General features: G+C 70.2%; 19 protein-coding genes. 15 read left to right on the forward strand and 4 right to left on the reverse strand.

The window, feature by feature from the left end; translation table 11 throughout:
* Nucleotides 1-41: 41 nt before the first annotated feature.
* Complete coding sequence (locus ER308_RS15395) at nucleotides 42-836, reverse strand: IclR family transcriptional regulator (protein ID WP_165492142.1); 795 nt, start codon at nucleotides 834-836, stop codon at nucleotides 42-44.
* A gap of 329 nt (nucleotides 837-1,165) precedes the next feature.
* Here ER308_RS15395 and ER308_RS15400 point away from each other — a divergent pair, with 329 nt between their 5' ends.
* The 10 genes from ER308_RS15400 to ER308_RS15440 all read left to right on the forward strand — a co-directional run bounded on the left by ER308_RS15400 (nucleotide 1,166) and on the right by ER308_RS15440 (nucleotide 14,766).
* Nucleotides 1,166-2,182, forward strand: a complete 1,017-nt coding sequence (locus ER308_RS15400; RefSeq protein ID WP_131155809.1) for an amidohydrolase family protein — start codon at nucleotides 1,166-1,168, stop codon at nucleotides 2,180-2,182.
* Complete coding sequence (locus ER308_RS15405; RefSeq protein ID WP_205745653.1) at nucleotides 2,182-3,027, forward strand: ABC transporter permease; 846 nt, start codon at nucleotides 2,182-2,184, stop codon at nucleotides 3,025-3,027. The genes ER308_RS15400 and ER308_RS15405 overlap by 1 nt, the downstream gene beginning before the upstream one ends.
* The gene (locus ER308_RS15410) at nucleotides 3,027-3,794 is read left to right on the forward strand and encodes an ABC transporter permease (RefSeq protein ID WP_131155811.1); all 768 of its coding nucleotides are present in this window, start codon (nucleotides 3,027-3,029) and stop codon (nucleotides 3,792-3,794) included. Before ER308_RS15405 ends, ER308_RS15410 begins: the two co-directional genes overlap by 1 nt.
* The gene (locus ER308_RS15415) at nucleotides 3,791-4,627 is read left to right on the forward strand and encodes an ABC transporter ATP-binding protein (RefSeq protein WP_131155812.1); all 837 of its coding nucleotides are present in this window, start codon (nucleotides 3,791-3,793) and stop codon (nucleotides 4,625-4,627) included. Before ER308_RS15410 ends, ER308_RS15415 begins: the two co-directional genes overlap by 4 nt.
* Nucleotides 4,624-5,751: an ABC transporter substrate-binding protein gene (locus tag ER308_RS15420; protein ID WP_131155813.1), complete on the forward strand. Its 1,128-nt coding sequence runs from the start codon at nucleotides 4,624-4,626 to the stop codon at nucleotides 5,749-5,751. Before ER308_RS15415 ends, ER308_RS15420 begins: the two co-directional genes overlap by 4 nt.
* Before the next feature lie 602 nt (nucleotides 5,752-6,353).
* Nucleotides 6,354-6,521: a hypothetical protein gene (locus ER308_RS21760; RefSeq protein WP_165492143.1), complete on the forward strand. Its 168-nt coding sequence runs from the start codon at nucleotides 6,354-6,356 to the stop codon at nucleotides 6,519-6,521.
* 15 nt (nucleotides 6,522-6,536) lie between these two features.
* Nucleotides 6,537-10,028: a carboxypeptidase regulatory-like domain-containing protein gene (locus ER308_RS15425; RefSeq protein WP_131155814.1), complete on the forward strand. Its 3,492-nt coding sequence runs from the start codon at nucleotides 6,537-6,539 to the stop codon at nucleotides 10,026-10,028.
* Nucleotides 10,029-10,055: 27 nt separating this feature from the next.
* Nucleotides 10,056-10,694 (forward strand): TetR/AcrR family transcriptional regulator, encoded by a 639-nt coding sequence (locus ER308_RS15430; RefSeq protein WP_131155815.1) that lies wholly within the window; start codon nucleotides 10,056-10,058, stop codon nucleotides 10,692-10,694.
* A gap of 342 nt (nucleotides 10,695-11,036) precedes the next feature.
* Complete coding sequence (locus ER308_RS15435) at nucleotides 11,037-12,755, forward strand: O-antigen ligase family protein (RefSeq protein ID WP_131155816.1); 1,719 nt, start codon at nucleotides 11,037-11,039, stop codon at nucleotides 12,753-12,755.
* 133 nt (nucleotides 12,756-12,888) lie between these two features.
* Entirely contained in the window at nucleotides 12,889-14,766 is a 1,878-nt protein-coding gene (locus tag ER308_RS15440; protein ID WP_131155817.1) for a cell wall-binding repeat-containing protein, read from the forward strand.
* Between the two features lie 465 nt (nucleotides 14,767-15,231).
* Here ER308_RS15440 and ER308_RS15445 read toward each other — a convergent pair whose 3' ends face one another.
* The 3 genes from ER308_RS15445 to ER308_RS15455 form a co-directional block, all read right to left on the reverse strand.
* Nucleotides 15,232-16,920, reverse strand: coding sequence for a cell wall-binding repeat-containing protein (locus ER308_RS15445; RefSeq protein ID WP_131155818.1), 1,689 nt, complete (start codon nucleotides 16,918-16,920; stop codon nucleotides 15,232-15,234).
* A 113-nt stretch (nucleotides 16,921-17,033) separates the two neighbouring features.
* The gene (locus ER308_RS15450; RefSeq protein ID WP_131155819.1) at nucleotides 17,034-18,116 is read right to left on the reverse strand and encodes an MraY family glycosyltransferase; all 1,083 of its coding nucleotides are present in this window, start codon (nucleotides 18,114-18,116) and stop codon (nucleotides 17,034-17,036) included.
* Entirely contained in the window at nucleotides 18,116-19,075 is a 960-nt protein-coding gene (locus ER308_RS15455; RefSeq protein WP_131155820.1) for an NAD-dependent epimerase/dehydratase family protein, read from the reverse strand. The genes ER308_RS15450 and ER308_RS15455 overlap by 1 nt, the downstream gene beginning before the upstream one ends.
* A 420-nt stretch (nucleotides 19,076-19,495) precedes the next feature.
* On the opposite strand from ER308_RS15455, the gene ER308_RS15460 reads away from it, so the two are divergent.
* From ER308_RS15460 to ER308_RS15480, 5 genes are all read left to right on the forward strand, one after another.
* Nucleotides 19,496-20,470 carry a glycosyltransferase gene (locus tag ER308_RS15460; protein ID WP_165492144.1) on the forward strand — a complete coding sequence of 325 codons (975 nt, stop codon included), beginning with the start codon at nucleotides 19,496-19,498 and terminating at the stop codon, nucleotides 20,468-20,470.
* A gap of 151 nt (nucleotides 20,471-20,621) precedes the next feature.
* Entirely contained in the window at nucleotides 20,622-22,832 is a 2,211-nt protein-coding gene (locus ER308_RS15465; protein WP_131155822.1) for a glycosyltransferase, read from the forward strand.
* A 260-nt stretch (nucleotides 22,833-23,092) separates the two neighbouring features.
* Nucleotides 23,093-23,434, forward strand: coding sequence for a hypothetical protein (locus ER308_RS15470; RefSeq protein WP_131155823.1), 342 nt, complete (start codon nucleotides 23,093-23,095; stop codon nucleotides 23,432-23,434).
* Nucleotides 23,435-23,731: 297 nt separating this feature from the next.
* Entirely contained in the window at nucleotides 23,732-24,385 is a 654-nt protein-coding gene (locus ER308_RS15475; protein ID WP_165492145.1) for a class I SAM-dependent methyltransferase, read from the forward strand.
* Between the two features lie 226 nt (nucleotides 24,386-24,611).
* Nucleotides 24,612-25,463 carry a glycosyltransferase gene (locus ER308_RS15480; protein WP_131155825.1) on the forward strand — a complete coding sequence of 284 codons (852 nt, stop codon included), beginning with the start codon at nucleotides 24,612-24,614 and terminating at the stop codon, nucleotides 25,461-25,463.
* The last annotated feature ends 285 nt before the right edge of the window (nucleotides 25,464-25,748 follow it).

Below are 25,748 nucleotides of genomic sequence, written 5' to 3' on the forward strand. Positions count from 1 at the left end.
GGTGACGGTCTCGCCGCTCTTCGCTTAGACGAGTGCCGCCGTCAGGAGCTCGCTCGGGGGCCGGCGGGTCCCGAGCCGCCTGCCTCGTCGGCCCACGTGGCGTGGGCCGCCCGCTTCGCGGCCTCGGCGATCCGGCGGACCGTCTCGTCGTCGGCGATGCGGGTCCGCGGTGCCGACACCCCGAGGCCCCATCGCGGCGTCCCGGAGGTGCTGGGGATGATGACCCCCACCGCCGCGAGGTCGGGGTCGCTCTCGCCGAAGTTCGTGCCGAACCCTTGCAGTCGCACCTGGTGCAGCTCGTCGACCAATCGGGTCCGGGAATCGAGGGTGCGGGGCGTGAGCGGCTCGATTACCTCGTCGGGATACAGCTGCGCGAGCTCGTCGGGCGGCATCGCGGCGAGCAGCACCTTGCCGACCGAGTTCGTATGAGCCGGACGCAGCAGGCCGGTGCGGGCCGCGACCCGCAAGGAGCGCGAGCTCTCCACGCACTCCACGAAGCGGACGTTGGGACCCTCCAGGCCCATGAGGTTCACCGTCTCGTCGACTTCGTGGCTGAGGGCGCTCATGTGGGGCTTGGCGCGTTGGCGCACGTCCAGGTTGCGGACGGCCTCGAGGCCGAGTGCGACCAGCACCGGACCACTCGCATAGGTCCGGGTCCTCGGGTCTTGCGTCGCGAACCCGGCGCTCTCGAGCATGGCGAGCAGCCGATGCGCCGTCGAGCGGGCGACGCCCAGGTGCGCTGCCGCGTCGGTGACCCGCACCGTGTCCCACGTGCGGAACATCTGGAGCAGATCCAGCGCGTTGGCGACCGAGCGGAGCGGATACGCCGGTTGCATGCTCCTCCGTTCTGCTGGACAGAACGCTAGGGACACAGAGCTGCGCATGTCAACGGCTGGTCGTGTCCTGCGCAGGGACGCGTGGCGCTTTCGAACGTCGTCTGGGCACGCGTTCTTCTTAGCAGGCTCCGTACTGCCGGAGACTGGCCCGATGAACTGCGCAAACGCATGGCGCTCGGTCGCCACGTGCCCGACATCGACACCTCCTCCCACGAAAAAGAATTGTTCTGCTAAGAAGAATCACTCTTGGCGCGGGCGGGGGCCGTTCGTAGCCTCGATCACGCCACGTCGAGCCGCTCCGAGGAGCCGAGCGCCGGAAGGGCCAGCCCATGCTCAAGATCGATGCCTTCAACCACGTCCTCCCGCCCCGCTACTTCGAGAAGATGAACGAGGTCAACCCGGGGCTGAAGGACATCGGGAAGCGCGTGCGCAACGTCCGGGTGCTCGTCGACATGGATCAGCGGCTGCGCATGATCGAGCAGTTCGGTGACGACTACCGGCAGGTGCTGTCGGTGGCCGCGCCGCCGATCGAACGGGTCGCCGGACCCGAGGCCTCCCCGGAGCTGGCCGAGGTCGCCAACGACGAGATGGCACGCCTCGTGAGCGAGCACGACCGATTCGTCGGCTTCATCGCGTCGATGCCGATGAACAACCCCGACGCGGCGGTGACCGAGGCGAAACGCGCCATCGACCAGCTGGGCGCCACCGGGATCCAGATGTTCACCAACGTCAACGGCAGCCCACTCGACCGCGACGAGCTACTCGATCTGTTCCAGCTGCTGCACGACCATGACCTGCCGATCTGGGTCCATCCGGCCCGCGGCGCCGAGATGCCCGACTACGTCGACGAGGACGGCTCCAAGTACGAGATCTGGTGGACGTTCGGCTGGCCGTACGAGACGAGCGCGATGATGGCGCGGCTGATCTTCAGCGGGCACCTCGACCGCTTCCCGAACCTCAAGGTCATCACCCATCACCTCGGGGGCATGACGCCGTACTTCGAGGGGCGAGTCGGCCCGGGCATGGACCAGCTCGGCAGCCGCACGACCGACGAGGACTACACGAGCATCCTGGAGCGGCTCGATGACCGCCCCATCGAGTACTTTCGGCGCTTCTACGGCGACACGGCCGTCTTCGGCTCGGATGCCGCGACTCGCTGCGGCCTCGAGTTCTTCGGCGCCGACCACGTGCTGTTCGCCAGCGACTGTCCGTTCGATCCCGAGAAGGGGCCCGGCTTCATCCGCGAGACCATCCGGGTACTCGACGAGGCCGACTACCTCGACGAGGCCACTCGGGCGCAGATCTACGAGGGCAACGCCAAGCGGCTCATGCGGCTGCACCTCTGATGACCGCCGACATGACCGCCGACCACGCGACGGCCGAGGCACGCGACGAGAACGAACGCGTGTCCGCTGCCGTGCGGCGGCCGCCCCGGCCCTTCTGGCTGGGTCTGGCGGGGATCGCGGCGGTACTGGGAGTGCACGAGGCGGTCTCCCGGCTCGAGCTGCTGCGCCCCGAGTTCTTCCCGCCCGTCAGCGTGATCGCCCCAGCGCTGCTGGAGCTCCTGCCCACCGCTCAGCTCTGGGAGCAGATCCTCGGCACCCTCCAGGGCTGGGGCGTGGGCCTCGCCCTGGCCGCCGTGCTGGCGGTGCCGCTCGGGATGCTCATCGGATCGTTCGAGGCGGTGCGCCGGATGCTCCGCGTGATCGTCGAGTTCATGCGGCCGATCCCCTCGGTCGCGCTGTTCCCCGCCGCCCTGCTGCTGCTCGGCATCACGACCGGCATGAAGGTCTCGTTGGTCGCCTTCGCCGCGTTCTGGCCGATCCTGTTCCAGGCCATCTACGGGGTGCAGGACGTGGACCCGGCCACGAAGGAGACCGCCCGCGCCTACGGGCTGGGGCCCGTCGCCCGGTTCTGGCGGATCATCGTCCCGAGCACCTCCGCGTACATCGCCACCGGCCTGCGCATCTCCTCGGCCATCGCGCTGATCCTCACCGTGACCGTGGAGCTGCTGACCAACCTCACCGGTCTCGGCAACGCGATCGGCAGCGCCCGCACCGCCGGGCAGTTCCCGCAGATGTACGCGCTGATCGCGCTCACGGGCATTCTCGGCTGGCTGTTGAACGGCACGTTCGAGCGCGTGGAGGCGCGGCTGCTGCACTGGCACCCCTCGCAGCGAGAGGGGACGTGATGCGGCGCGCCCTGCACCTGGGTCTCGAGATCGGCTTCCCGCTGCTGCTGCTCGCTGGCTACGGAGCCTGGGCGGCCGGCGCCGAGTCCTTCTACTTCCCCGCGCTGGGCGACATCGCCGCATCGTTCGCGGAGCTCACGTTGTCCGAGCAGATGGTCGATGACGTCGTTCCCAGCTTGCGCCGCCTCGGGCTCGGCTACCTGCTGTCGGTCGTCCTCGGCGTCGCCGGTGGGCTGGTGCTCGGATCGTTCAAGCTCGTCCAAGAGGCGTTCCAGCCGATCGTGCAGTTCTTGCGTGCGCTGCCGTCGCCGGTGTTGATCCCCTTCGCGATCATCCTGCTCGGCATCGGCGACACGATGAAGGTGTTCCTCATCGTCCTCGGGGCGGTCTGGCCGATCCTGCTCAACACGACCGACGGGGTGCGCAGTGTCGATCGCGCGATGATCGACATGGCTCGCGCGTACAACGTCGGACCGTGGGCCCGCACCTGGCGGATCGTGGTCCCCGCCGCACTGCCACGCGTGCTCGCCGGGATGCGTACGAGCATCGCCATCGCGATCGTGCTGATGGTCATCAGCGAGATGTACACCAGCCGCGACGGCCTCGGTATGTTCGTCCTGCAAGCCCAGCGGACGTTCTCGATCTCGGACATGTGGGCGGGGATCCTGCTGCTCGGGATCATCGGCTACGTCGGGAACTTCGTGTTCGTCCGCAGCGAGCGCAGCCTCCTCCACTGGCATCGAGGAGCGAAGGGGCACGCACGATGACCTCCGACGAGCCGATCCTGCACGTCGAGCAGCTGGCGAAGTCGTACCGCACCCGTGAGCGGGTCGTGGAGGCGATCCGCGATGTCTCGCTCGCGGTCGAGCCGGGCGAGTTCCTCTGCGTCGTCGGGCCATCGGGCTGTGGCAAGACGACGCTGCTCAAGTGCCTCGCCGGCCTCCTCGAGCCCACCTCCGGAGCGGTGCGTTTCCGCGGCGAGCCCGTGCGCAAGCCCCTGCCCGGCATGGGGTTCGTGTTCCAGGACTACGGCCGTTCCCTGCTGCCGTGGCTGAAGGTCGACAAGAACGTGACCTTCCCGTTGCGGCACAAGGGCGTGCCCAAGCCTCGCCAGGCCGAACTGGCCGAGGAGGCGCTGCGCGTCGTGGGGCTCGACGACTTCGCGCGGGCCTACCCCTGGCAGCTCTCAGGAGGGATGCAGCAGCGGGTGGCGCTGGCCCGCGCCCTCGCCTACGAGCCCGAGCTGCTGTTGATGGACGAGCCGTTCGCCTCGGTCGACGCGCAGACCCGCGCGGACCTCGAGGACCTCGTCCTGCGCGTTTGCGCCGAGTACGGGATGACCGCCCTGTTCGTGACCCACGACATCGACGAGGCCGTCTATCTGGCCGACCGGGTGGTCGTGCTCGGCAAACCCCCGACGCAGGTGCGCAGCGAGGTGCGAGTCGAGCTGCCGCGCCCGCGCGACCAGATCGCGACGAAGGAGCACCCCGAGTTCATCCGTCTTCGCACGGAGGTCACCCGCACCATCAAGTCGTTGAGCGAGCACGTTGCGCCCCCACCCGCCGAACCGACGTCCCCTGCAGGGAGGAACGAGCCATGAGCCGCTCTCGGAAGTTCGCGAGCCGCCCCCGGAAGGTCGCGTCCATCCTCGCCCTCGCCACGGTGCTCGCCGTGCTGGTCGCCGCGTGCGAGGACGAAGAGGAACCGCTCGACCTGGCCGATGACCCCGAGGAGGAGGAACCCGACGCGGAGGAGCCCGCGGACCCCGACGACGAGGAGGACGAAGAGCCCGAGGCGGACGACCCCGAGGACGAGGAGGACCCGGGGGAGGACGACGCTCCCGACGGCTCGGGTGAGCTCGCCAGCATCACGGTCGGCGACATCCAGGGGATCCCCTCGACGTTCCTCCAGTTCGCCGTCGACGAGGGCTTCCTGGAGGACGAAGGGCTCGACGTTACCGTCGAGCCGAATCCCGGGGGAGCGGCGAACATCCCCGGCGTCGAGTCCGGCGAGTTCGAAATCGCCGGGTCCAACGTGATCTCGGTGTACCTGGCCCGGGCGGAGGGGCTGCCGATGCAGATGGTCAGCGCCGGCACCTTCGCCACGGAGGAGCCCGACGAGGACTTCTCCCACATCCTGGTCCCCGAGGACAGCGACATCGAGGAGCCCACCGACCTCGAGGGCCGCTCCGTGGCGGTCAACACGCTCGCGAACATCGCCGAGGTCACCATCCGTGCTGCGCTGGAGCGCAACGACGTCGAGCACTCGGACATCGAGTTCGTCGAGATGGGATTCCCGGACATGGTGCCGGCGGCCCTCGACGGCGAGATCGACGCGGTCCACGTCATCGAGCCGTTCCAATCGATCGGCTGGGACCAGGGCATGCGCGAGATCATCGCCCCGTACGCCGAAACCGAGCCAGGCCTCGCCATCGGGTCGTACTTCTCCTCCGACGAGTACATCGAGGAGAACCCGGAGGTGATCGACAGCTTCATCGCCGGGGTCAGCGCCGGCGGCGAGTACGTCGAGGAGAACCCCGAGGAGTTTCGTGACGCGCTCGTCGAGCTCGCCGACCTCGACCCCGAGGTTGCTGACGGCGCCAACCTGCCCGCCTGGGGCGGGCCCGTCGACACCGAGTCGGCGGAGCTGCTCAGCGAGTACATGGTCGAGTTCGACCTCTTCGACGAGGCTCCGCCCACCGACGAGGTGATCTACCAGCCGTAGCCTCCGCCGTCGTGTCCGCGGGACCAGTCGAGGATCCCAGGCAGAACCCGAACTCGAACTGACTATGTCGAGCTGGCCAACCGTCTGGTCGACCGCGGGCATGCGGTCACCATCTACCAGCCCGGCGAGCGGCCGAAGACGACCGCGCGCCCCGGCGGCAGCAGCAGCCGCTCGCGCGAGCTTCGCCACCTCGAGGGCTCAGCTCGCTGGGACCACGGCTCGACGATGTCTCACTGCTCGATCGTGGTATTCCGAGGTCGCTATCGCCAGCTCGCCTCGCTAAGCGGACGAGGCGGTGGGTCGCGCCCGCGGTGCTGGTGCTCGTCGTGCCGCTGAGCCTGTGGCTGCTGGGCGCGTCGGTGCGCGACGCGGTGCGCGAGGATCGCTCGCAGGGGGACGCCACCCGACGCGCGAGTCGGTGCGGCGGCATCCGTGCGATGTGCGACTCGTCGCCGACGGGGACGAGGACGCCCCACCGGCGAGGACGATCCGCTCAGCGTGTATGCTGAACTGGTTACTAGTAGACCGGCCCTTCAGCGGAGGCCGGGCGCGTCGACGGGGTCACCTAGGTATAGCGAGTTCAGTAGAGGAGGTTTGCGCCCATGCCGACACGCCCCTCCGTCGCCACCTCCTCCCCGATGCCGCGGCGCCTTGCCCTGCTCGCTGCGTGTGGTGCCGCAGCGCTGCTCCTGGTCACCGCCGCGACGTACGCTGTGAACGCCTCCGGGGTCGACCTCGCCCGCGCCTTGCCCGCGGACGAGGTCCCGTAGCATGCGGGTGTCCTGATGGCGGGCGCGGATCGGCGGGATTGGGGCGCCGCGGGTGGTGGGAGGCCACGGGTGCTGCTGCTCGCCGTGCTCGTCGCGGCGGTGGTTGGATGGGTGGCGAGCACCACTGCCACGACCGCTGCGGCCGACGAGGGCGGCTTCGACACGTTGGACGCGCCCGCCTCCCCCGTGCCGGTCGAGGTCGTCACCGACGCGGCGGTGACCGACGTGAACGCCGGCACCGTGTGGGCCGTTGCGGCGGGCGGCGCGGTCGTCGCCGAAGCAAGCGTCGACACCGACGGCGAGGCCTTGCTCGAGCTCAGCGACGTCGCGGCGGAGACGGTTGCCGTCCACGCGCACACCCAGCACGGCGACGGCGCGACCGCGCAGCGCGAGGTGGGGGGCCTGTCGTCCGACGAGCCGATCGAGGTCGCGGTGCAGCCCGACCTCGCCGGCGACCTCGACGGCGAGCCCGACGACCTCGCCGCGGCCGAGGTCCGCGGCTACGACGCCACCGCCCAGCAGGTCGACGACGGCCTCGCCGACCTGTCCCACGCCGCGGAGGGCGAGGTCGACGGCGACGGGCGCTGGGCGCTGCACCGCTTCAACGGGACCGCGCAGGATCCCGGCGACCGACCCGGACCGATCGGCCGGGTCGCGCTCGTCGCCGACGCGCTGCTCCCGCAGGCGGCGCCCGCCGCCGACGCGGACCGACTTGCCGCCCGCCCCGCCCGCCCGCTGACGGCGCAGGCGCTGCTGCCCACCGCGAGCACCGTGGACGCGATCGACGTCGCGCTCCTCGCCGCGCCCGACGACGTCGCGGGCCTCACCGTCGCGCCGAACCCCCTCGACTGGATGGCGCCGCCGGCCCTCGACGACCTCGCCGGGACCGCGACCCCCGCGCTCGACGGGCTGCTCGCCAGCCCCGACGCCGGGCCTCCGCCGCTGCTCGACGCCGCGGCCGCCCACGCGCGCATCAGTGGGGACGGGGACGCCAGCGTGCTCGACCTTCCCGCCGACGATCCGTTCACCGTCGTCGCCGTCGAGGTCCGCGACGACGAGGGCGCTCCACTGGCCGGTGCGGAGGCCGAGCTGACGCTCGACCCTGACAGCGGCGGCGCGGTCGAGGTCGACCTGGTGCCCACCGGTGCCGACGGCCTCGCCCTCGGCGGTGTGGCGCACCCCCTCGGCGGGAGCGGCGACCTCGCGCTCACCGTCGCGGCCGACCACCCTGACCACGAGCCGGCCGAGCAGGAGCGCACCGTCCAGCTCGACTTTCGTCCTCTGACCACCGATGACGCCCTGACCATTGCGCTTGGGGCGGCCGAGGACGACCCGTCCGACCCGGAGCCCGAGCCTGACCCGGAGCCCGATCCGGAGCCGGAGCCCGATCCGGAGCCCGAGCCGGAGCCGGAGCCGGAGCCGGAGCCGGAGCCCGAGCCGGAGCCGGAGCCCGAGCCGGGATCGGTGGCCGTGACCGTCGTCGACCCGGGCGGCGATCCGGTCAGGGACGCCGCGATCGCGCTGCGCGACGCGGACGGCGAGCAGACCGCCCAGACGCACACCGACCCGACCGGGGAGGCCACGTTCGACGAGGTCGCGGCGGGCGAGGCGACCCTCGCGGTCACCGCCGACGGCTACGCGCCGGCCGAGGAGGCCGTGGAGCTCGAGCCGGCCGGGGCGGCCACCGTCGAGCTCGCCCTCGAGCCAAGCGACGTGCCGCTGCAGGTCGCGGTCGCCGATGCGGACGGCGACCCGGTGGAGGGCGCGACGGTCACCGCGCGCCCGGCCGGCCTCGCGCCGGCCGCGCTGCGACCGCTCGTCACCGACACCGCCGAGCGCACGACCGACCCCGACGGGATCGCGGACTTCGGCGCGGTGGCGCCGGGCGCCTACGACCTTGCGGTCACCGCCGACGACTTCGCCACGCACCGCGAGACGCTCCCCATCGCGGTCGGCGACGCAGAGGCCGCCCCCGCGGTGGCGCTGGAGACCGACGAGCCCCCCGAGGAGGAGCCCCCGGGCGACGAGAACGACGCACCGGGGGACGAGCCGGGCGACGAGGACGCCCCGGACGCCCCGGACGCGCCGTCCGCGCAGCCGCCCACCGACACCGAGGGGACGCCGGCGGGGGACGGCGCGGCGCCCTCCGGCACCGGTGAGCCCGCAGGGCCGGCCACCGGCGCGGGGGCGGCGTCGGACCCGGCCCCGACGGCTGCCGGGGCCACTGGCGGCGAGGGCAGTGCGGACAGCGCTGGCGGGACCGAACCCACTGGCGAGGACGACGACCTCCCGGCGTCCGAGGGCGAGGCAGACGACGGCGGGGACGCCGGCGACGAGACCCAGCCGCGCGACGAGCGCGAGCGCAGCGTCGCCCGCGCCGAGCCACCGTCCGACCGCGCCCCCGACGGCCCGTCCGAGGTACCAGGCGCCGCCGACGCGCCAGCGACGGTGGAGCAGCCCGCCGCCGGCGAGCGGGTCGACGTCGACCGGCTCGACTGGCGGACGGTCGGCAACTTCGGCGCGCACGTGCCCACGTTCGGCGACGGGCCGCTGCGCACCGACCGGGCGACGACGAACGCGCTGCTTGCGGGCCTGCTGACGTTGCTGCTGATCCTGCCGGCCGAGCTCGCGAATGCGACGCTGCGGGAGAACTACGACCGCATCCTCGCGCGGGCCGGGCGGGCGCGGCAGCGAGCGCAGGCCGGGTTGGAGGCGCTCGCGACGCGGGTGCCGCACGCCCGGCTCGTGGGCGGGACGCTGTTCACCCTCGCGGTGGCGGTCGCGGCGAGCGCGCTGGACCCCGCGTTCGGGGTCGGCGCGGGGTCGCTGCGGCTCATGGGGGCACAGGCGATCGGGCTCGTGGTGACCACGTACGCGGTGAGCGGGATCGCGTTGCTGCTCGCCGGCCGGGCGGGGGTGCCCGGGCGGCTGCGGTTCCGGCCGGCCTCGTTGGCGCTCGTCGTGGCGATCGTGCTGGTGTCCCGCGCGGTCGACCTGTCGCCGGGGTTCCTCTACGGGTTCGTCGCGAGCGCGGTGTTCCACCGCGAGCTCGCGGTGCGCCAGCTCGGGCGGATCACCCTCGTCCAGGGGGTGTTCATGCTCGGCGTGGGGGTGGTCGCGTGGCTGCTGCTCGACCCCGCGCAGACCGCTGCGCAGGCCGGCGGGTTCGCCGCCGCGCTGCTGGCCGAGGCGCTGACCGCGATCTCGATCGGGATGCTCACCAGCCTCGTGCTCGCGTTCATCCCCCTGACCTACACCTTCGGCGAGCGGCTGTTCGCCTGGCACCGCGGCGCGTGGGCGGGGTTGTACGCGGCGGCGCTGCTCGCGTTCCTGTCGATCGCGGCCAACCCGGTGTTCGGGACGTTGTCGGCCGCGCGGTCGCTGGGGGTCGCGGTCAGCGCGTACCTGCTGTTCGGGTTGGCGTCGCTGGCGTTCTGGGCCTACTTTCGCCGGACCGACCCGCGCGAGGCCCGCGAGCGGCTCACCGCCGCTGACCACGCCCGGTAGCGCGAGACCCGGATCGGAGCCTGCCGCATGGGCGCCACGCCGAAGGAGCAGCGGCCCTACCCCCACCACGCCCGTGATCGGGCCGCGGGGGACCGTCGCCGCGGGCAGATCCTCGAGGCGGCGATCGACGAGCTCGCCGAGCGCGGCTGGCACGCGGCGAGCGTGCAGGGCGTTGCCGTTCGGGCCGGCACGAAGCCACCCACGGTGCTGCACCACTTCCGCAACAAGCCGACGCTGCTGCTGGCCGCGCTGGAGCACGCCGACGCGGAGGCACAGCGGCTGATGGAGGCCGAGACCGGCGCCGCCGCGCCGACCGGCACCGCGGCACTGGACGCGGTCGTCGCGGTCGTCGAGCGCTACGTCGAGCGGCCGGCGCTGGCGCGCCTGTCGATCGGGGTCGCCCAGGAGGCCACCACGCCCGAGCACCCCGCCCACGATTGGGCCCGCGACCGACGAACAGCGATCCGTGAAGCGCTGGGGGCCTCGATCGCCGCTGGGGTGGCGGACGGCGAGCTGCGCGCCGACCTCGACGTGCCCACCGAGGCCGCCGACCTGTTTGCGGTGATCGAGGGCGCGGTCGCCCACTGGCTGGTCGAGCCCGAGGCGATCGACCCGGTCGCGACCACGCGGCGGCACGTGCACCGGCTCGTCGTGCCGGGTGGGTGAGGGCGCCCCGCGGGTGAGGCGGTCGCGCGCCGGTCCGCACGGCTTGCCGCGCCCGTCGCGTCGGCGCGTTCGGGCTGCCGGGGAAGCGCGGCGGTTCCTGGGTCGGGGCGGGGTGAACCTTCCCCGCTCCCGTGGACACGTTCAGGGTTGGGTGAACAGTGCCAGGGTGGGTTCGTCGTTGACCTCCTCGTGTTCGTAGCGGGCGGGGCTGCGCATGTCGAGCGAGGTGTGTCGGCGGAGACGGGCGTCGGATCTGTCCGCGCCTCTCCCTGTTGCGGACACTTGGTCTATCAAGTGTCCGCAAGGAGCGACCGTCGGACAGTCCCGGTATGCTGCGGCGCCGTGCCCGTCGATGCCTCCCTTCGCACGGCGACCTCCTGGGTGCTCGCCGCGTTCACTGCCCTCGTGCCGCTCGTGTTCGCCCGCGGCGCGTTGCAGCCGATCATCACCCCCAAGGTCGTCGCGGTCCTCGTGGGTGGTGCCGTGCTGCTGGGGATGACGGTGGCCGCCATGGTGCGGGCGCGCCAGGTCGCGGTGCCCTCGAGCCCGGTGACCATCACCGCGGTGCTCCTGTTCGTGGTGATGCTGGTTACCGCCACCCGCAGTGAGGGAACGTGGCCGGTCCTGTGGGGCCCCGTCGACCGGGGTTCGGGCCTGCTCCTGTACCTCGCTCTCCTGATCGTGCTCTTGGCGACCCCGCCCCTGCTCGACGTCGTCGGGGTCCGTCGCGTGATCCACGCCATGTTGGCGGCGGCCGGGGTCGTCACCGCCTACGCCGCGTTGCAAGGCATCGGCGTCGACCCGCTCGGATGGCGCACCGACTTCCCGCAGGTCGCCACGCTGGGCAACCCCAACTTCGTCTCCGCGCTGCTCGGCATCGCGGTCCCGCTGGCGGCCTACACCGCCCTGCGGGCCGAGCTGGCATCGAGGGTCCGGGTCGGGGCCGGCGTGCTGGCGGTCGCGGCCTTCGCGGTCGCGGCGTGGACCGGCTCGGTGCAGGGGCCCATTGCGGCGGGGGGTGGGCTGGGCCTGCTGCTCGTGGTGTGGCTGGTCGATCGAGGCGGGGCTCGTGCGCGTGCGGCCGCGGGCGGCGTGATCGCCCTCGGTGCCGTCGGGGTCGTGGCGATCGTGGCCGGTCTGGCCGGCGTTGGGCCGGCATCGTTCCTCGCGACGCAGGCGGCCATCGGCCCGCGGCTGTTCTACTGGGAGGCCGCGCTCGGGATGCTGCGCGACGCTTCCGTGCTCGGGCAGGGCTTCGCGATGTACCCGTCGTACTACCGCACCTACCGGCCGGAGGGCGCCGCCGAGGAGCACGGCCTCGACCTCACCAACGACGCGGCGCACTCGGTGCCGCTGGAGATGCTCGCCCAGGGCGGGATCCTGCTCGGCCTCGCCTACGCGGCCTTTGTGATCGCCGTGGCGTTCGTGCTGGCACGCGGCGTGCTGGGCGCCAGCGGCGACCGACGACTGTTGCTCGGCGGTCTGGGTGGGGCATGGCTCGCCTACCAGGCCCAGTCGGTCGTCTCGATCGACGTGCCCCCGCTCGCGCTGTGGCACTGGGTGCTCGCGGGCCTCATCGTCGTCGTCGCGGGACCGGTCGGGAGTTGGGCCGTGCCGCGGGAGCCGACGTCGGCGCGGGGGCGCGCGTGGCAGCAGCGGCGGGGCGTCAGCCAGCTCCTCGGTGTGGCCCTGGGGGCGGTGTTGACCGTCGCGGCCCTCGCCCCCTTGTGGGCCGATCACCTGGCGGGAGAGGCCTCCGCGCGCGTGGAGGCGGGCGACGTCCCCGGTGCGCGGGAGGCCATCAACGGCGCGACCTCGGTCGTGCCGGGCCGACCCGATTACTGGATCATCGCGGCGCAGGCCGAGCTGGGGATGGGCAACGAGCAGGGCGCGCTCGACCGCTTCCGCGACGCCATTAGCGCCGACCCCCGCGACTGGCCCGCGGCCGCGAACGCCGGCCGCACGGCGGACCGGCTCGACGCCCCGGAGGCCGACGAACTCTGGGAGCACGCCCGCGCGATCGAGCCCCAGGCCGACGAGTACCGCGAGGAGGCCGAGTAGGCGGCCTGGTGGCAGGCCGGGAGTCGTGCGCAGCCCCAGCCGGTCGCCGAATATCCCGGGCTACCCACCACGCCCTCGCCCCGACCGTTCGTCATCCTGCCCGTGAGACCATCATCACGACGGGGAGCGGGACATGTCAGCGACGGCGGGAGTGGGCAGCGCGCGTCAACGGGTGCTTTGGATCGTGCTGGCGGCCATCGCGGCGCTGGGCGTTGCGTTGCTGTGGACATCGAGTGCGCAGGCGGCGGACGGGACGGATCGGCTGGCGGGTGACGACCGGTTCGAGACCGCCATCGCGATCAGCCAGCACGCCTTCCCCGAAGGCGCCGACCGGCTGTACATCGCGCGGGCCTACGGGTTCGCCGACGCGTTGGCGGCAGGTGCGCTCGACGACGGGCCGATCCTGTTGGTGCCCAGCGACGCCTCGGTGCCCGGGGCGGTGCTCGACGAGGTCGAGCGGCTCGATCCCGACTCGGTGGTGGCGCTCGGTGGGACGGGCGCGGTGAGCGACGCCGTGCTCGACCAGACGGCTGGCCCGCGCGAGACCGACCGGCTCGCCGGAGCCGACCGGTTCGAGACCGCGGCCGAGATCGCGGCGGCGGCCTATCCGAACGGCGCCGAGAAGGTGTACCTCGCGAACGCGTTCAGCTTCCCTGACGCGCTGGCGGCCGGCTCGTTGAGCGATGGGCCGATCCTGCTCGTGCCCGGCTCCGGTTCGGCGCCATCGGCCGTGACGGGCGCCATCAACGACATGAACCCCGACGAGGTCGTGGCGCTCGGCGGCAGCACCGTCGTCGGCAACGACGTGTTGACCTCGGCCGCGGGCGGGGTCAGCACCTCACGCCTCGCCGGTTCCGACCGCTACGAGACCTCTGCCCTGATCGCGCGCGCGGCCTTCCCGGACACCGCCGAGCGGGTCTATCTGGCACGCGCCGACGACTTCGCCGATGCGCTCGCCGCTGGCGCTCTGTCGGACGGGCCCGTGGTGCTGGTGCCCTCCACCGGCGCGATCCCGCAGACGGTGCGTGACGCGGTGGAGGCGATCCAGCCGATGGAGATCTTTGCCCTCGGCGGGACCGTGGCGGTCGGCGACGACGTGCTGGACGAGAGCGCGGAACTGCGTGCCGAGGACGTCGTGTTCCTCGAGGACCGTGAGGCCACCGACGGTGGTGGGCGCCGGTGGGACGAGGGGTCGGCGCAGGTCGACGGGCTGGAGTACGAGCGGTCGGTGTGGCGTATTGCTCGAGGGTCGCCCGGGTTCGCCGAGTACGACCTGGCTCGCGACTACGAGCGGTTCCGGGCCACGTTGGGGGTGCGGGACGACAGCACCAGCGACGCCGAGTTCCGGGTGATCGTCAGTACCGACGGCAACGAGCGGTTCCGCGATCGGGTGCGTTTGGGTGAGACCGTCGATCTTGATGTGGATCTCACGGACGCCCTGCGTCTTCGGATCGAGGTCGAGGGAATCGACGACACGGATCGCAGCGACAGCGTCGTGTTCGGCAACGCCCGAATCCTCCGCGACGCCGATCGCGACGTCGATCTCGCCCCGCTCGTCCGAGCGACCGATCGACCAGAGCGGCTCTGGCTAGACGATGACGAGGCGGTGCAGGGTGGGGGGCGTCGTTGGGACGAGGGGTCGGCGCAGGTCGACGGGCTGGAGTACGAGCGGTCGGTGTGGCGTATTGCTCGAGGGTCGCCCGGGTTCGCCGAGTACGACCTGGCTCGCGACTACGAGCGGTTCCGGGCCACGTTGGGGGTGCGGGACGACAGCACGAGCGACGCCGAGTTCCGGGTGATCGTCAGTACCGATGGCAACGAGCGATTCCGCGATCGGGTGCGTCTGGGTGAGACCGTCGATCTTGATGTGGATCTCACGGACGCCCTGCGTCTTCGGATCGAGGTCGAGGGAATCGACGACACGGATCGCAGTGACAGCGTCGTGTTCGGCAACGCCCGAATCCTCCGTGACGCCGACCACGACTTCGACCTCAGCGACGTCGTCCGCTGACCCGCAGCGCGCTGCGCGACGATACCCGACTCCCGTCAGGGCCCAGCGAGCGGTGCGTACAGTCGGCGGTGGGACTCGACCATCGCCTCGATGCTGTAGCGGTGGCCGTTCGTCGTGGCGCCTTGTCCGAGCGCGGCGCAACGGTCGGCTCGTCGAGCAGCGTGCCCACGGCTTCGTGGAACGGCGCACCCTCCTCGCGCAGCAGGCCGTCCGCCTCGTGGACCAGGTCGGGCATGCCTCCCACCGGTGTGGCCACCACCGGTAGACCGGCGAGCTGTGCTTCGGGGGCGAGGCCGAGACGCTGCCGGGCGTGGGCGCGGGAAGGTGTGCACGCGCGGGACACGGCTCGGGCACACCCGGGGGAGTGGGCGAGCAGACCCGTCTTTGACGGTGTGGGAGTGCAGCACTCGGGCCGGTCGCGCCGGTGAGCTGCACGACACGCACGACGCAGGTGCGGGGCGGTGATTAACCCGCGGACCGGAAAGCGACGTGGATGCCCTCGGCAGACTCGGGAGAGATGATCATGCCCCGGCCCGTGCAGAACTCCCCGGTCTCATCACAGTTGAACGCGGAGATCTTGGCGTGGTCGTCCGGGGCGGACACCTCGGGCCACGTCCAGTTGCAGTTGGGCTCGGACGTGTCGCAGATTCGCCACTCCTCGACCCCGTCGCCGGATCGGGCCACCCACCACTGCACGAGTTGCTGCTGCGTCACGTTGGCCGTAATCGTGATCTGCCTCGCGGGACCTGGGGTGTACGGGTAGGGGGCCCGCCCCTCGTACGTCGAGGGGACCGGAAGGGGTAAGTTCGACTGAACGAAGGGATCGTCGGCGCTGAGCCCGTCAGGCACGCCCTCGTCGAGGAGGTCTGCAACGGGCGTCGGAGTTTCCGCGTCGGCGGCCGCGGCCGCGAGTCGTTCGAGGCCGCCAGCCGAGATCGCCGCCTCCCCGCCCAGGACCTCGCCGCCTGCCCAGCGACCCGCGTGATCCCGGAGGAACCCCTCGAGGTCGTCGTCGTTCCCGTCCCGGGGGGTGAGGACAAGCACGCCATCGCGTCGGGCGGCCAGAGCCCCCGCTGCGAGCGCATCCGGAAATGCCTCGCCGGTCGCGAGCACGAGCGGCACGCTGTCGTCGTGGCGACTCAACGCCTCGTCGGCGACCGCTACGGAGGTCGCATAGCGTCCGGCTCCCGCATGACGTTCGACCAGGATGTCGAGCCCCTCGAGCTCGCGGACGACCGCCTCGTGGACCACGGCTTCGCCTCCAACGACGTGGATGCGCTCCACCTGGAGGTCGACCAGCGCCTCCTCGGTGACCGCGGGAAGCGAGTCTTCCTCGGTGAGCAGGACGGGCAACTGCTCTGGTGTCGCTGCGAGCGCCCCGGCGGACACGGCGTCGGGGAAGTCGCGGCCCGACGCGAGCGCGGCCTCACCGGTTTGCGCCCCGGCCATCCGGGCAGCTTCCGCCGCGGTCGCGAAGCGGTCTGCACCCGCGATCCGCCGGGTCGTGAGGCCGAGGGCGGCGAGCTCATCCTCCACCGCCGCGGGCAGTGTGGCCTCCCCACCGAGCAGCAGGACCTCCTCGCTGTCGAGTCGCTGCAGCTCAGCGACGACCTCCTGGGGGAGCCCGTCGCGGTTGGCGAGCAGCAGGGGTGCGTCCTCGGTTGCTGCCAGCACTGCCGCCGCGAGCGCGTCCGGATAGTCCCAGGCCGTGGCGAGCAGCACCGTGTCGGCCGACGACCAGTTCGACTCCGACACCGAGACGGCCGTTGCTACTCGATCAGCTCCCTCGGTGCGCGCCAGCTCGACGCTCGACGGGGCGAGGCCGAGCAAAGTGAGAGCCCCGACCACGAGCGCGAGGAGGCCCGCCCGCGTCGAGCCCTGCTCGGGTCGTCCCGTGAGTCCGGCGTGGTGGGAACGCATCGCTACCCTCTCTGCACTGCTCACCAGTGCGCCGCCTTCAAGGTCTTGCAGGAACCATCCGCCCTCGGCCTGGCCGAGCACACGACGGGTGACGGGGCCGCCGTCGCTCGGGGTGTCGCGGAAGTACGTGCCCGAGCCGTCGCCCTGCTCCTGGTTGATTCGGTAAGCGACGAACGAGGTGTACTCGCTGCGGAGCGTTGACTGGGCCGTCAGCGCACCGCCCTGTAGGGGCACTATCGCAAACCGAGGGCACGTACTCGTGGTGGGTGAGGGGGGATGCTGGTCCCTGGCCGGCCTCCACGTGGACGTCCGGTCCTCGGCAACCGGGGTTGCGGCCTCTGTGCGCGTCAGGCGGCTCCGCCGTCGTCGCTCTCGTCGACCAGCCGCATCATGCGGCGCCGTTGCCGGCTGTTCTCGTAGACCGGGACGGTGGCGAGCAACGCGAAGGCGAACACCCCGGCTGCGAGCACGAAACCCACGAGCATGAGCCCGCTCGTGAGGTCGAGGCGGCTCAACAGGGCGGCGAGCCAGCCGAGGCTGATCCCCGCCGCGTAGATCAGCGCCACGGCGGCTCGCACGGGCAGCCCGATCGCGATGAGTCGGTGGCTCACGTGGTCACGGCCTCCCCGCAGCGGGTTGTGGCCGTACCGGATGCGATCCACGGTCACCAGGGTCGTGTCGAGGATCGCCACTCCGAGCACGAGCACGGGCACGAACACCGAGAGCACCTGTGGGGTCTCTACCAGGCGCAGGCGGATCCCGACGACCGCGAGCAGGAACCCCAGGAACATGCTGCCGGCGTCGCCCATGTAGATCTTGGCCGGATGGAAGTTGTGGCGCAGGAAGCCGAAGGCGCAGCCGGCGAGCGCTGCGGCCAGCCCCGCCACGAGGAACTGCCCGTTGACCGCCGCGATCCCGAAGAACGCGACGGCCGCGATCCCGGCGATGCCCGCGGACAGCCCGTCCATGTTGTCGAGCAGGTTGATCGCGTTCGTGACGCCGACGATCCAGACGACCGTGATGAGTAGGTTCAGCCACGGCCACGGCGCGAACACGGTCCCGGCCCCGACGGCCCATACCGCGAGCCCCGCGCCGGTCTGCGCCAGCAGCCGCACCAGCGGTCCGAGTCCGCGGAGGTCGTCGAGCAGGCCGAGCACCGACAGGGCGAGTGCGACGCCCAGGATGACGAGGATCTCCTCGACGTTGACCGGTGGCCGGATGACCGCCGCGACCGCGACCGCGAGCGTGAACGCGGCGGCGATCGCGAGGCCCCCGAAGTACGGGACCGGTGAGGTGTGTGACTTGTGCTCGCCGGGGACGTCGAGCGCCCCGCGGGCCAGCGCGACGCGCAGTGCGAGGGGCGTCAAGGCCGCGGAGAGCGCCAACGCCCCCAGGAAGGCGCCCGCGAAGCCCCAGACCCCGAGTTGCATCAGCTGCGCTGGTCGGCCACGACCGAGCGGATGATCCCGTCGAGGTCGATCGTGGGCGCGAAGCCCGTGAGCTTCTCCAGCCGGGTCGTGTCGGGCACTCGGCGCGCCATGTCCTCGAAGCCCTCTTCGTAGGCCTCGTCATAGGGCACGTACCGGACCGTGCTGTTCGAGTCCGACAACTCGATGACCTGCTCGGCGAGAGCGGCGATCGAGGTCTCATCCTGGCTGCCGACGTTGAAGACCGTGCCGGGCGCGTCGGGGTGCTCGGCGAGGTCGACGAGCGCGCGCACGACGTCGGCGACGTGAGTGAAGCAGCGTGTCTGCGTCCCGTCCCCGTACACGGTGAGCGGTTCGTCGCGCAGCGCCTGGTTGACGAAGCGTGGGATCACCATGCCGTAGTGGCCGGTCTGGCGGGGTCCCACGGTGTTGAACAGGCGCGTGACCACGGTCCGCAGGCCCTTCTGGCGCCAGTACGTGTGCGCGAGGACCTCCTCGATGGCCTTGGCCTCGCTGTACGACCAGCGCGTCTTCAGCGGCGAGCCGAGGATGCGGTCGTCGTCCTCGCCGAGCACGTCGCTGGTGTTCTTGCCGTAGATCTCGCTGGTCGAGGTCACCAGGGTCGGCGTGTCGTACTTGTGGGCCTTCTCGAGGACGTTCTCGGACCCGCGGAGGTTGGTGGCGAGGCTCTCGAGCGGCTGCTCGACGATCAGCTGAACCCCCACCGCTGCGGCGAGGTGGAACACCCGGTCGGCCCGTCGCACGAGGTCGTCGACCAGGTCCGCGTTGAGGATCGAGCCGAGCGCGAACTCCACGTCGCCGCGCTCTAGCAGCGGTGCGACGTTGTCGTAGCGCCCGGTCGACAGGTCGTCGAGCACGATGACCTGCTCGCCGCGCGCGACGAGTGCCTCCGCGAGGTGGGAGCCGATGAAGCCCGCTCCCCCGGTAATGAGTGATCGCATCAGCCCGCAAGCCTAGCGGTCGAAGTGTGGCAGCGGCTCGGCTGATCCGCCGGGTCACGCGGCCCTTATGTCCTTTGTGGTCGTGCGGTGACGGTGCGGCCCGGGTAGGGGGGTGTCAGCATCAGGCCGCTGCGGTCGAGCGCCGGGCGCCGCAGCAACGTGACGAGGTCGCGCGCGAGGCTGAGGGAGCGGCTGAGTAGACTTGTCTGCGCTACTCGCAGTTGCGGTGCCTGCGCTCGGCCCGTGACGGCCAACGATGGGTGGGTTCGGAGTGAATCAGTGAGTTCTGCCCCCTCCGAGCGCCGGCTCGGGACAGCGAGGCGTGTCGCCATCCTGACGCTGCAACGCACCGAACCCGGTCAGGCGTCGCGGACCCACGTGGGTGCGGTCGCTGATGGCCTACGTGATACGGGGTGGGCGGTGAGCGTAACCCAGCCCGCGCGCACCCGAAGCCGGGTGGGCCGATTGTTCGGTGCCTTCTCATGCCAGCGCGAGTACGCCCGGCTTCTGGATGAGGTCGACGTGGCGTATGTGCGCCTGCACCCCCTCGTACTGCCTGCGGTGCGCGCCGCGAGGCGGCGCCGGGTGCGGGTGGTCGGCGAGCTGAACGGACCCTGGGAGGACTACCTCGAGGCCCACCCTCCGCTGCGACTGCTCGAGGTCCCGCTGCGTCGATGGTTCCGGCGCGTGCTTGCCGGCTTGGACGCCTTGGTGGTCGTGACCTCGCAGCTCGCACAATGGGTCCGGCAATTCGAGCCTCGCGCGCCCGAGCCCCGCGTGGTGCCCAATGCCGCGGACCCTGGCGCGTTCTGTCCACGGCCGCTGGACGGTCCTCCCTTTCGGGTCGTCTATGCCGGGGCGTTGTGGCCCTGGCAGGGCGTGGAGGATCTGCTCACGGCCACAGCAAGGGCGGAATGGCCACCGAACGTGGAGCTGCTGGTGATGGGTGCCGGGCCTCTTGCCGATCAGGTACGTGACACGACCGCTCGAGGCCCCGTTCGCTTCCTCGGAGCAGTGGAGCATTCGATGGTCCCACAGCACTTGTCCGGGGCACTGTGCGCGGTCAGTCCCAAGACCTCCCATGCCGCGCACGGGCGCGTCGGGCAGTCGGCAATCAAGGTGTACGAGGCACTGGCGGCCGGCGTGCCAGTGGTCGTGACCGACATCCCGGGCCAGCGCGAACCGGTGGAGGAGTCTGGCGGTGGCGCAGTGGTCCCGGAGGGGCGCCCGGACCGGATCGCAGAAGCGGTGGCTCGGCTGGTGTCGGACTCGGAGGAGCGACAGGCGATGGGCCGCGCGGGGCGGGCCTGGATCGAGCAGGGCAACACCTGGGCTGACCGGATCGCCCTGATCGAGCCCCTGCTGCGGCGGCCAGGCACCAGAGACGCCCGGTGAAGCAGAATTGGCCACGGCGGCCAGTACAGGCTCACGGCGGTAACCTGCGCCGCTACGCAGGGCTGGTCGCGAGTCGGGATGGCTGCCCGCCCACGGTGCGATGGACGGGTGACAGCCGGCGCCGTGGCCCCACAGAGCTTCGGAGTGGTTGATGGCAAAGCACTACGACGTCGTGATGGTCAGCGACTTTCGCTACGGCGGTGGCACCGGCGCCAGCCTGGCCGAGGAGCTCCGAGCGCAGTGGAAGAACGGCCTCACCACCGGTCTCGTCCAAGTGGATGCAAGCCACCTTCGCTCCACGAAGCGATTCAATCCCCGAGTGGCGGACTGTGTGCGGCGCGGGATGGGCGAGCTGATCGCAACCCCGGTGAAGGGGGTAAGTGCTCATCATCTCGTCCTGCGGCAACCCCGTGCGTTCTACGACAAGGCCGTCACTGACCTTCCGAGGATCGAATCCTCCCGGAGCTCGATGATCATCAATCAACCCCCGAGCGACGAGACGCTGCGTGGATACTACTGGCATACCACCCAACTCGACAGGGTGCTGGAGTCCGCCTATGGGGCGGTCGATTGGTATCCAATCGGTCCGCTCGTAAGGGAACAATTCAACAAGGTCAGTGGTCAGCGAACGCTGGAACCGGAGGACTGGCACAACATCATCGACCTCGACGAGTGGATGCGACCACGCTGGCAGCTCGCGCCGCCTGTCACCATCGGACGCCACAGCCGGAACGACTCGGCGAAGTGGCCCGACCGTGTTGAGGATCTGCTGGCCGCGTACCCGTCCTCTTCTGAGTACGCGGTGAGGGTCCTGGGGGGTGCTCAGGCCCCCCGTGAGCTCCTCGGCGAGCTGCCCTCCAATTGGTCCGTGCTCCCATTCGGGGGTGAGCACCCACGACGGTTCCTGCACGGGCTCGACTTCTTCGTCTACTTCCATCACCCAGGATGGGTCGAGAGCTTCGGCCGGAACGTTCTCGAAGCGCTGGCGGTGGGTGTGCCCGCTGTCCTTCCGGGCCACTTCTCGCCGTTGTTCGGGGAGGCCGCGGTCTACGCTGAACCCCGAGATGTGCCAGCAACGGTGGACCGACTGTTCTCCGACGAGGAGGCGTACGCGGCCCAGGTCGAGGCGGCATTTCAGGCAGTGCGAGCCCGCTTCGACTACCGGGTTCACATCGAACGACTGGGCTTCGGATGCCCGGATACCTCTGGGCCCGTCAGTGAGGTGCAGGTTAGCCGTACCGCGGATTCCATGGAGGAATCGGACGCCACGCGAGGAGGGCGCGAATCGCTCCGGAAAGTACTATTCGTCACGAGCAACGGCGGCGGCCTGGGCCATCTCACCCGTGTGCTCGCTACGGTCCGCCGAGGAATCGATCGGATCGAGCCGTACCTCCTGAGCCTGTCTCGTCGCTGTGACCTCGCCGAATTGCTCGGAATACCCTGGGAGTATGTCCCGTCGCAGCCGTTTACGCATCTGAAGGTGGACGAGTGGCACGGTTTGCTGCACCGCCGGGTTGAGCGTGTATTGAATGCGTTCGAGCCGGATGAGCTCGTTTTCGATGGCACGGCCCCGTACCGGGGGATGCGTGAAGCGATGGGCAAGACGAACGTCCAGAGCACGTGGCTGCGGCGGGGTATGTGGAAGCCGGGGGAGGGTGGCAGATGGGTCCAGTACGCGGGGGATTTCACTCGCGTTCTGCAGCCGGGCGAGGCCGCATACTGGGCGGACCGTGGAGCTGCGAGAGTCGATGGGAAGCAGCTGCTGGCGCCCTTTACCTATTTGGAGCCCGACGAGTTGGTCGGTCGCGTCGAGGCGCGCGAACTCCTCGGAATCGAAGGGGACGAACTAGCGATCCTGGTCCTTGTCGGTGCCTGGGAGACGAAGGAGGGCGGCTTCGGGTCCGCTGACTTCCTGCACCTGGTCCGCGAACGGCTCGGTGCTCGATTGTTCTCCACCCCCTCCCCGCTCGGTTCCGAAAGTTCCTTGGGAGCCGAGGTCGAGGAACCCGTTCGGCTGGCCGAGTATCCCATCAGTCGCTACTTCAATGCGTTCGATGCGGCGGTCTCCGCGGCTGGGTACAACACGACTCACGAGTTGCTGCGCTTTGGTCTCCCGACGATGTTCCTCCCCGTGCCGGGGACCGACCTGGATGACCAAGTGGGTCGTGCAGCGGCGCTCGAGGATGTGGGCGCGGCCTTCAATCTGAACTGGTATGGGGATCCCGATGTGCATTCCACGCTGGATCAGGTTGGGGATCCGCAAGCCCGAAAGGCGGTCGCGTCCAAAGGCCAGGAGCTGGTCTGGGGAAGCGGCGCAGAAGACCTCGTCGCTCGAGTCGAGACGCCAGTGAGGACCCTGTGATGGCCCTGGGGAGAAGGCTGAGGGCGCTGGGGAGCGCGTGCCTTGTGTGGGTTGCTCGACGGGTGCGAAACCTCGTCCCAATCCATTGGCGTGTGAGGATCCCGCGTCAGGCCGGGGAGATGGCACGCCGTCTCGCGGATGCGACCGGTACCCGGGAGACGTGGGAGGTCGGAAGCCTTCGCCCGCGACCACGGGGGTCCGCGGGCGGGGCAGACCGTCAGTCCGATCCACTGTGGCGCGCACAGCATCGGGATCCGTCGGTGGGGATCATCGTGCGACCAGACTCGCCAGAATCGATGAGGCGGTTCGCCGATCTCCGGACTCTGCTGTACATGGAAGGTGTGCGTCATCCCGTCGTCGTCACGTTAGGCGCTCTGTCGAGCCAGGTTCGCGCCACGCAGCTGGCGATAGAGCACATCCACGCCGATCCCGAATCGCCGGTCGTGAAACACGCGAACGGTTGGGACGCCTACCTTTCTGCCCGCTGCGAGGAGATCGTCACGGATCATGCGATGGGTGCGTTCCTGATTGCCGGGGAACCGGAGGACGAGGCCCTGGCCGAGCTTGGGATCTGTCTTGCTCGAAAGAGTGTGTTCATGTGAGGAGGCGAGACAGATGTCAGGCTCTGCACGATGAGCGGCACTGCGTGGTTGGTGACCATTGGTCTTCTACAGATCGTGCTGCTCGGGGCATTGATCGTGGGCGGTGGTCTGCTGTGGCGGTGGTCTGAGCGAGCGGCCCACGAGCGGGATGTGCGAGCGCGGAAGGAGCGACGGGAGCTCGCAACCAGCATGGCGGAAGACCGCAGGGAATGGAAGCAGCGAATGAATCGGGCAGCGGCGTCAGGCGCGAGGACAGCTCTCGCTGAGGCCCGAGAATCCGACGCTCGCGCAGGCTCGGTGCGGGACATCGTGCGCCGCGGCGAGCTTCGCAACTACCACCAGCTCGAGGCATTGATGGCGCTGTACACGTTGTTGCAGCCCACTGCCCCGCTACCCCAAATGCGCAGGTACGCACTCTCGCCCGATGCAGGGTGGGTCCTCGTCGACGAGATTCTCCAGGGAGAGCCGAAGATAGTCGTGGAGTGCGGGAGTGGCGCGTCCACAATTCTCATTGGGCTTGCGCTCCGCCAAGTGGGTTCGGACGGCAGGGTGATTGCCTTGGAGCATGACCCCACCTTCGCGGCGCGCACCCGTGAGGAAGTCGAGCGCCTCGGGCTGGGCGAGGTCGCTGAGGTCGCCCATGCGCCGCTGTCCCCCCAGTGGCTCCGCGGTCGGAGCTTCGAATGGTACGACCCCCGAGCTGTGGAAGGGATCGAGTCCATCGACCTGATTCTGGTTGACGGTCCCCCTAGGTCTACGGGTGAGCTTGCCCGGTATCCGGCGCTGCCGATGTTGGCCGATAAGTGGGCGCTGGACGGCACGTTGCTCCTCGACGACGCGGACCGCGAGGACGAGACGAGGATCAGGGAGCTGTGGGAGGCGGACTGCGGTCCCTTGGCCATGGACCACGTTCGCAGCGAGAAGGGGTTGCTCGTCGTGCGGCGGAGGTGAGCAAGAGAACTGGAGCGACGGGACCCAACGGCGTGAACCCCCGGCCCGGGTTGTCGCAAGCACCCTCGTTGATCAAGTCCACTTCCGCGTCACTTAGGTCGCGATGACGTAGTGCCAGGGCGAGGGCATCGAGATCCCCCCAGTCCGGCTCTTCGTCTCGAAGGGTATCCGCTAGCCTCCCCGCGACGCGCAGCCCCACCAAGCTCCCAGGGAGGCCGAGACAGCCGTGCTCAAGAGCGCGAACCCCATGGGTCACGCCGACCCATACGTCAACGTTGTCGTCCGCTACAGCGTCTTCAACGATGAGAAGAGAGGCTGGGGAGGGGCGAGCCACGACCCCGACATTGACACCTACCGACGCCGTCTCTTCAACCCGGAACGCCTCGACCAGCACGGCCACCTTTTCGAGAACGTCACACTCCCCTCGATCGCCGGTCAAGACATCGGCGTTGAAAGCTCGTGGTTCCGGCTGACCGTGCTCACGTCCACCGAGCTACCGCCAGTTCACAAGGACCGGCTCCTGCGAGCGGTCACGCCCTACGACTGGGTCGAGGTCGTCGAGGTGGCGCCCGACGAGTCACATAAGAAGACGCTCGCCGCCTGCGTCGAAGCCAACGGTGTCACGGGCGTGTACGTCACTGCACGAGTCGATGACGACGACGGCATCGCGCGGCAGTGGGCACGTTACCTGCTCGAACACGTGGATGAGAATACCGTCGGGATGGCCGTGTCCTTCCCCAGCGGGGTCTGCGGGATTCTCGACCAAGACGGTCAGACCTACGAACGATGCCACCATTCCCAGTGGTTCAACAGTTCGGTTGGGCAGGCGTACATCAGCAGAGCCTCTAAGGCCGCACGCAACAATCACGTATTGACCTTGGGTCCCCACCTACGCGTTGACGAGCGCGTGCCCACTATAACTGAGCCTCGCATCGTCGCTTGGATACGTTCCATTCATTGGGCGCAAGAGCAGAGCCACCTAGGGCGGCTCGACAGGAACGTTCGTAAGGTCGATGAGGGCGACGCGATGTCAGCGGGGGAAGTGCGGGACTTGTTCTCGCTCACGATCGACCTCTAGAGCGGCACTGCCGTTCGCTAGGGGGAGTTTGATGGTGGCAGTCCGTTGGAGACGCGCGACACGCTCGACGGAGGGACAAGTCTCGTGAGTTTGTTCCGGTTCCGGTTGCGTGGCGGCACGGCGGACGAGTGGAGGCGCGCGACGCTGACTTGCAGCGACGCCGACGACGAAGCTGTCCGCGCAGAGCGCGGCGCTACAGTGAACTTCGACGGTGGCGCCGCGACCGACTGCAGCCAGGGCCGCGCGCCTTCTCCGGCGCCACGATCAACGCGTGTGACGCGACCG

The sequence above is a fragment of the Egibacter rhizosphaerae genome (genome assembly GCF_004322855.1).
Classification (GTDB): Bacteria; Actinomycetota; Nitriliruptoria; order Euzebyales; family Egibacteraceae; genus Egibacter; species Egibacter rhizosphaerae.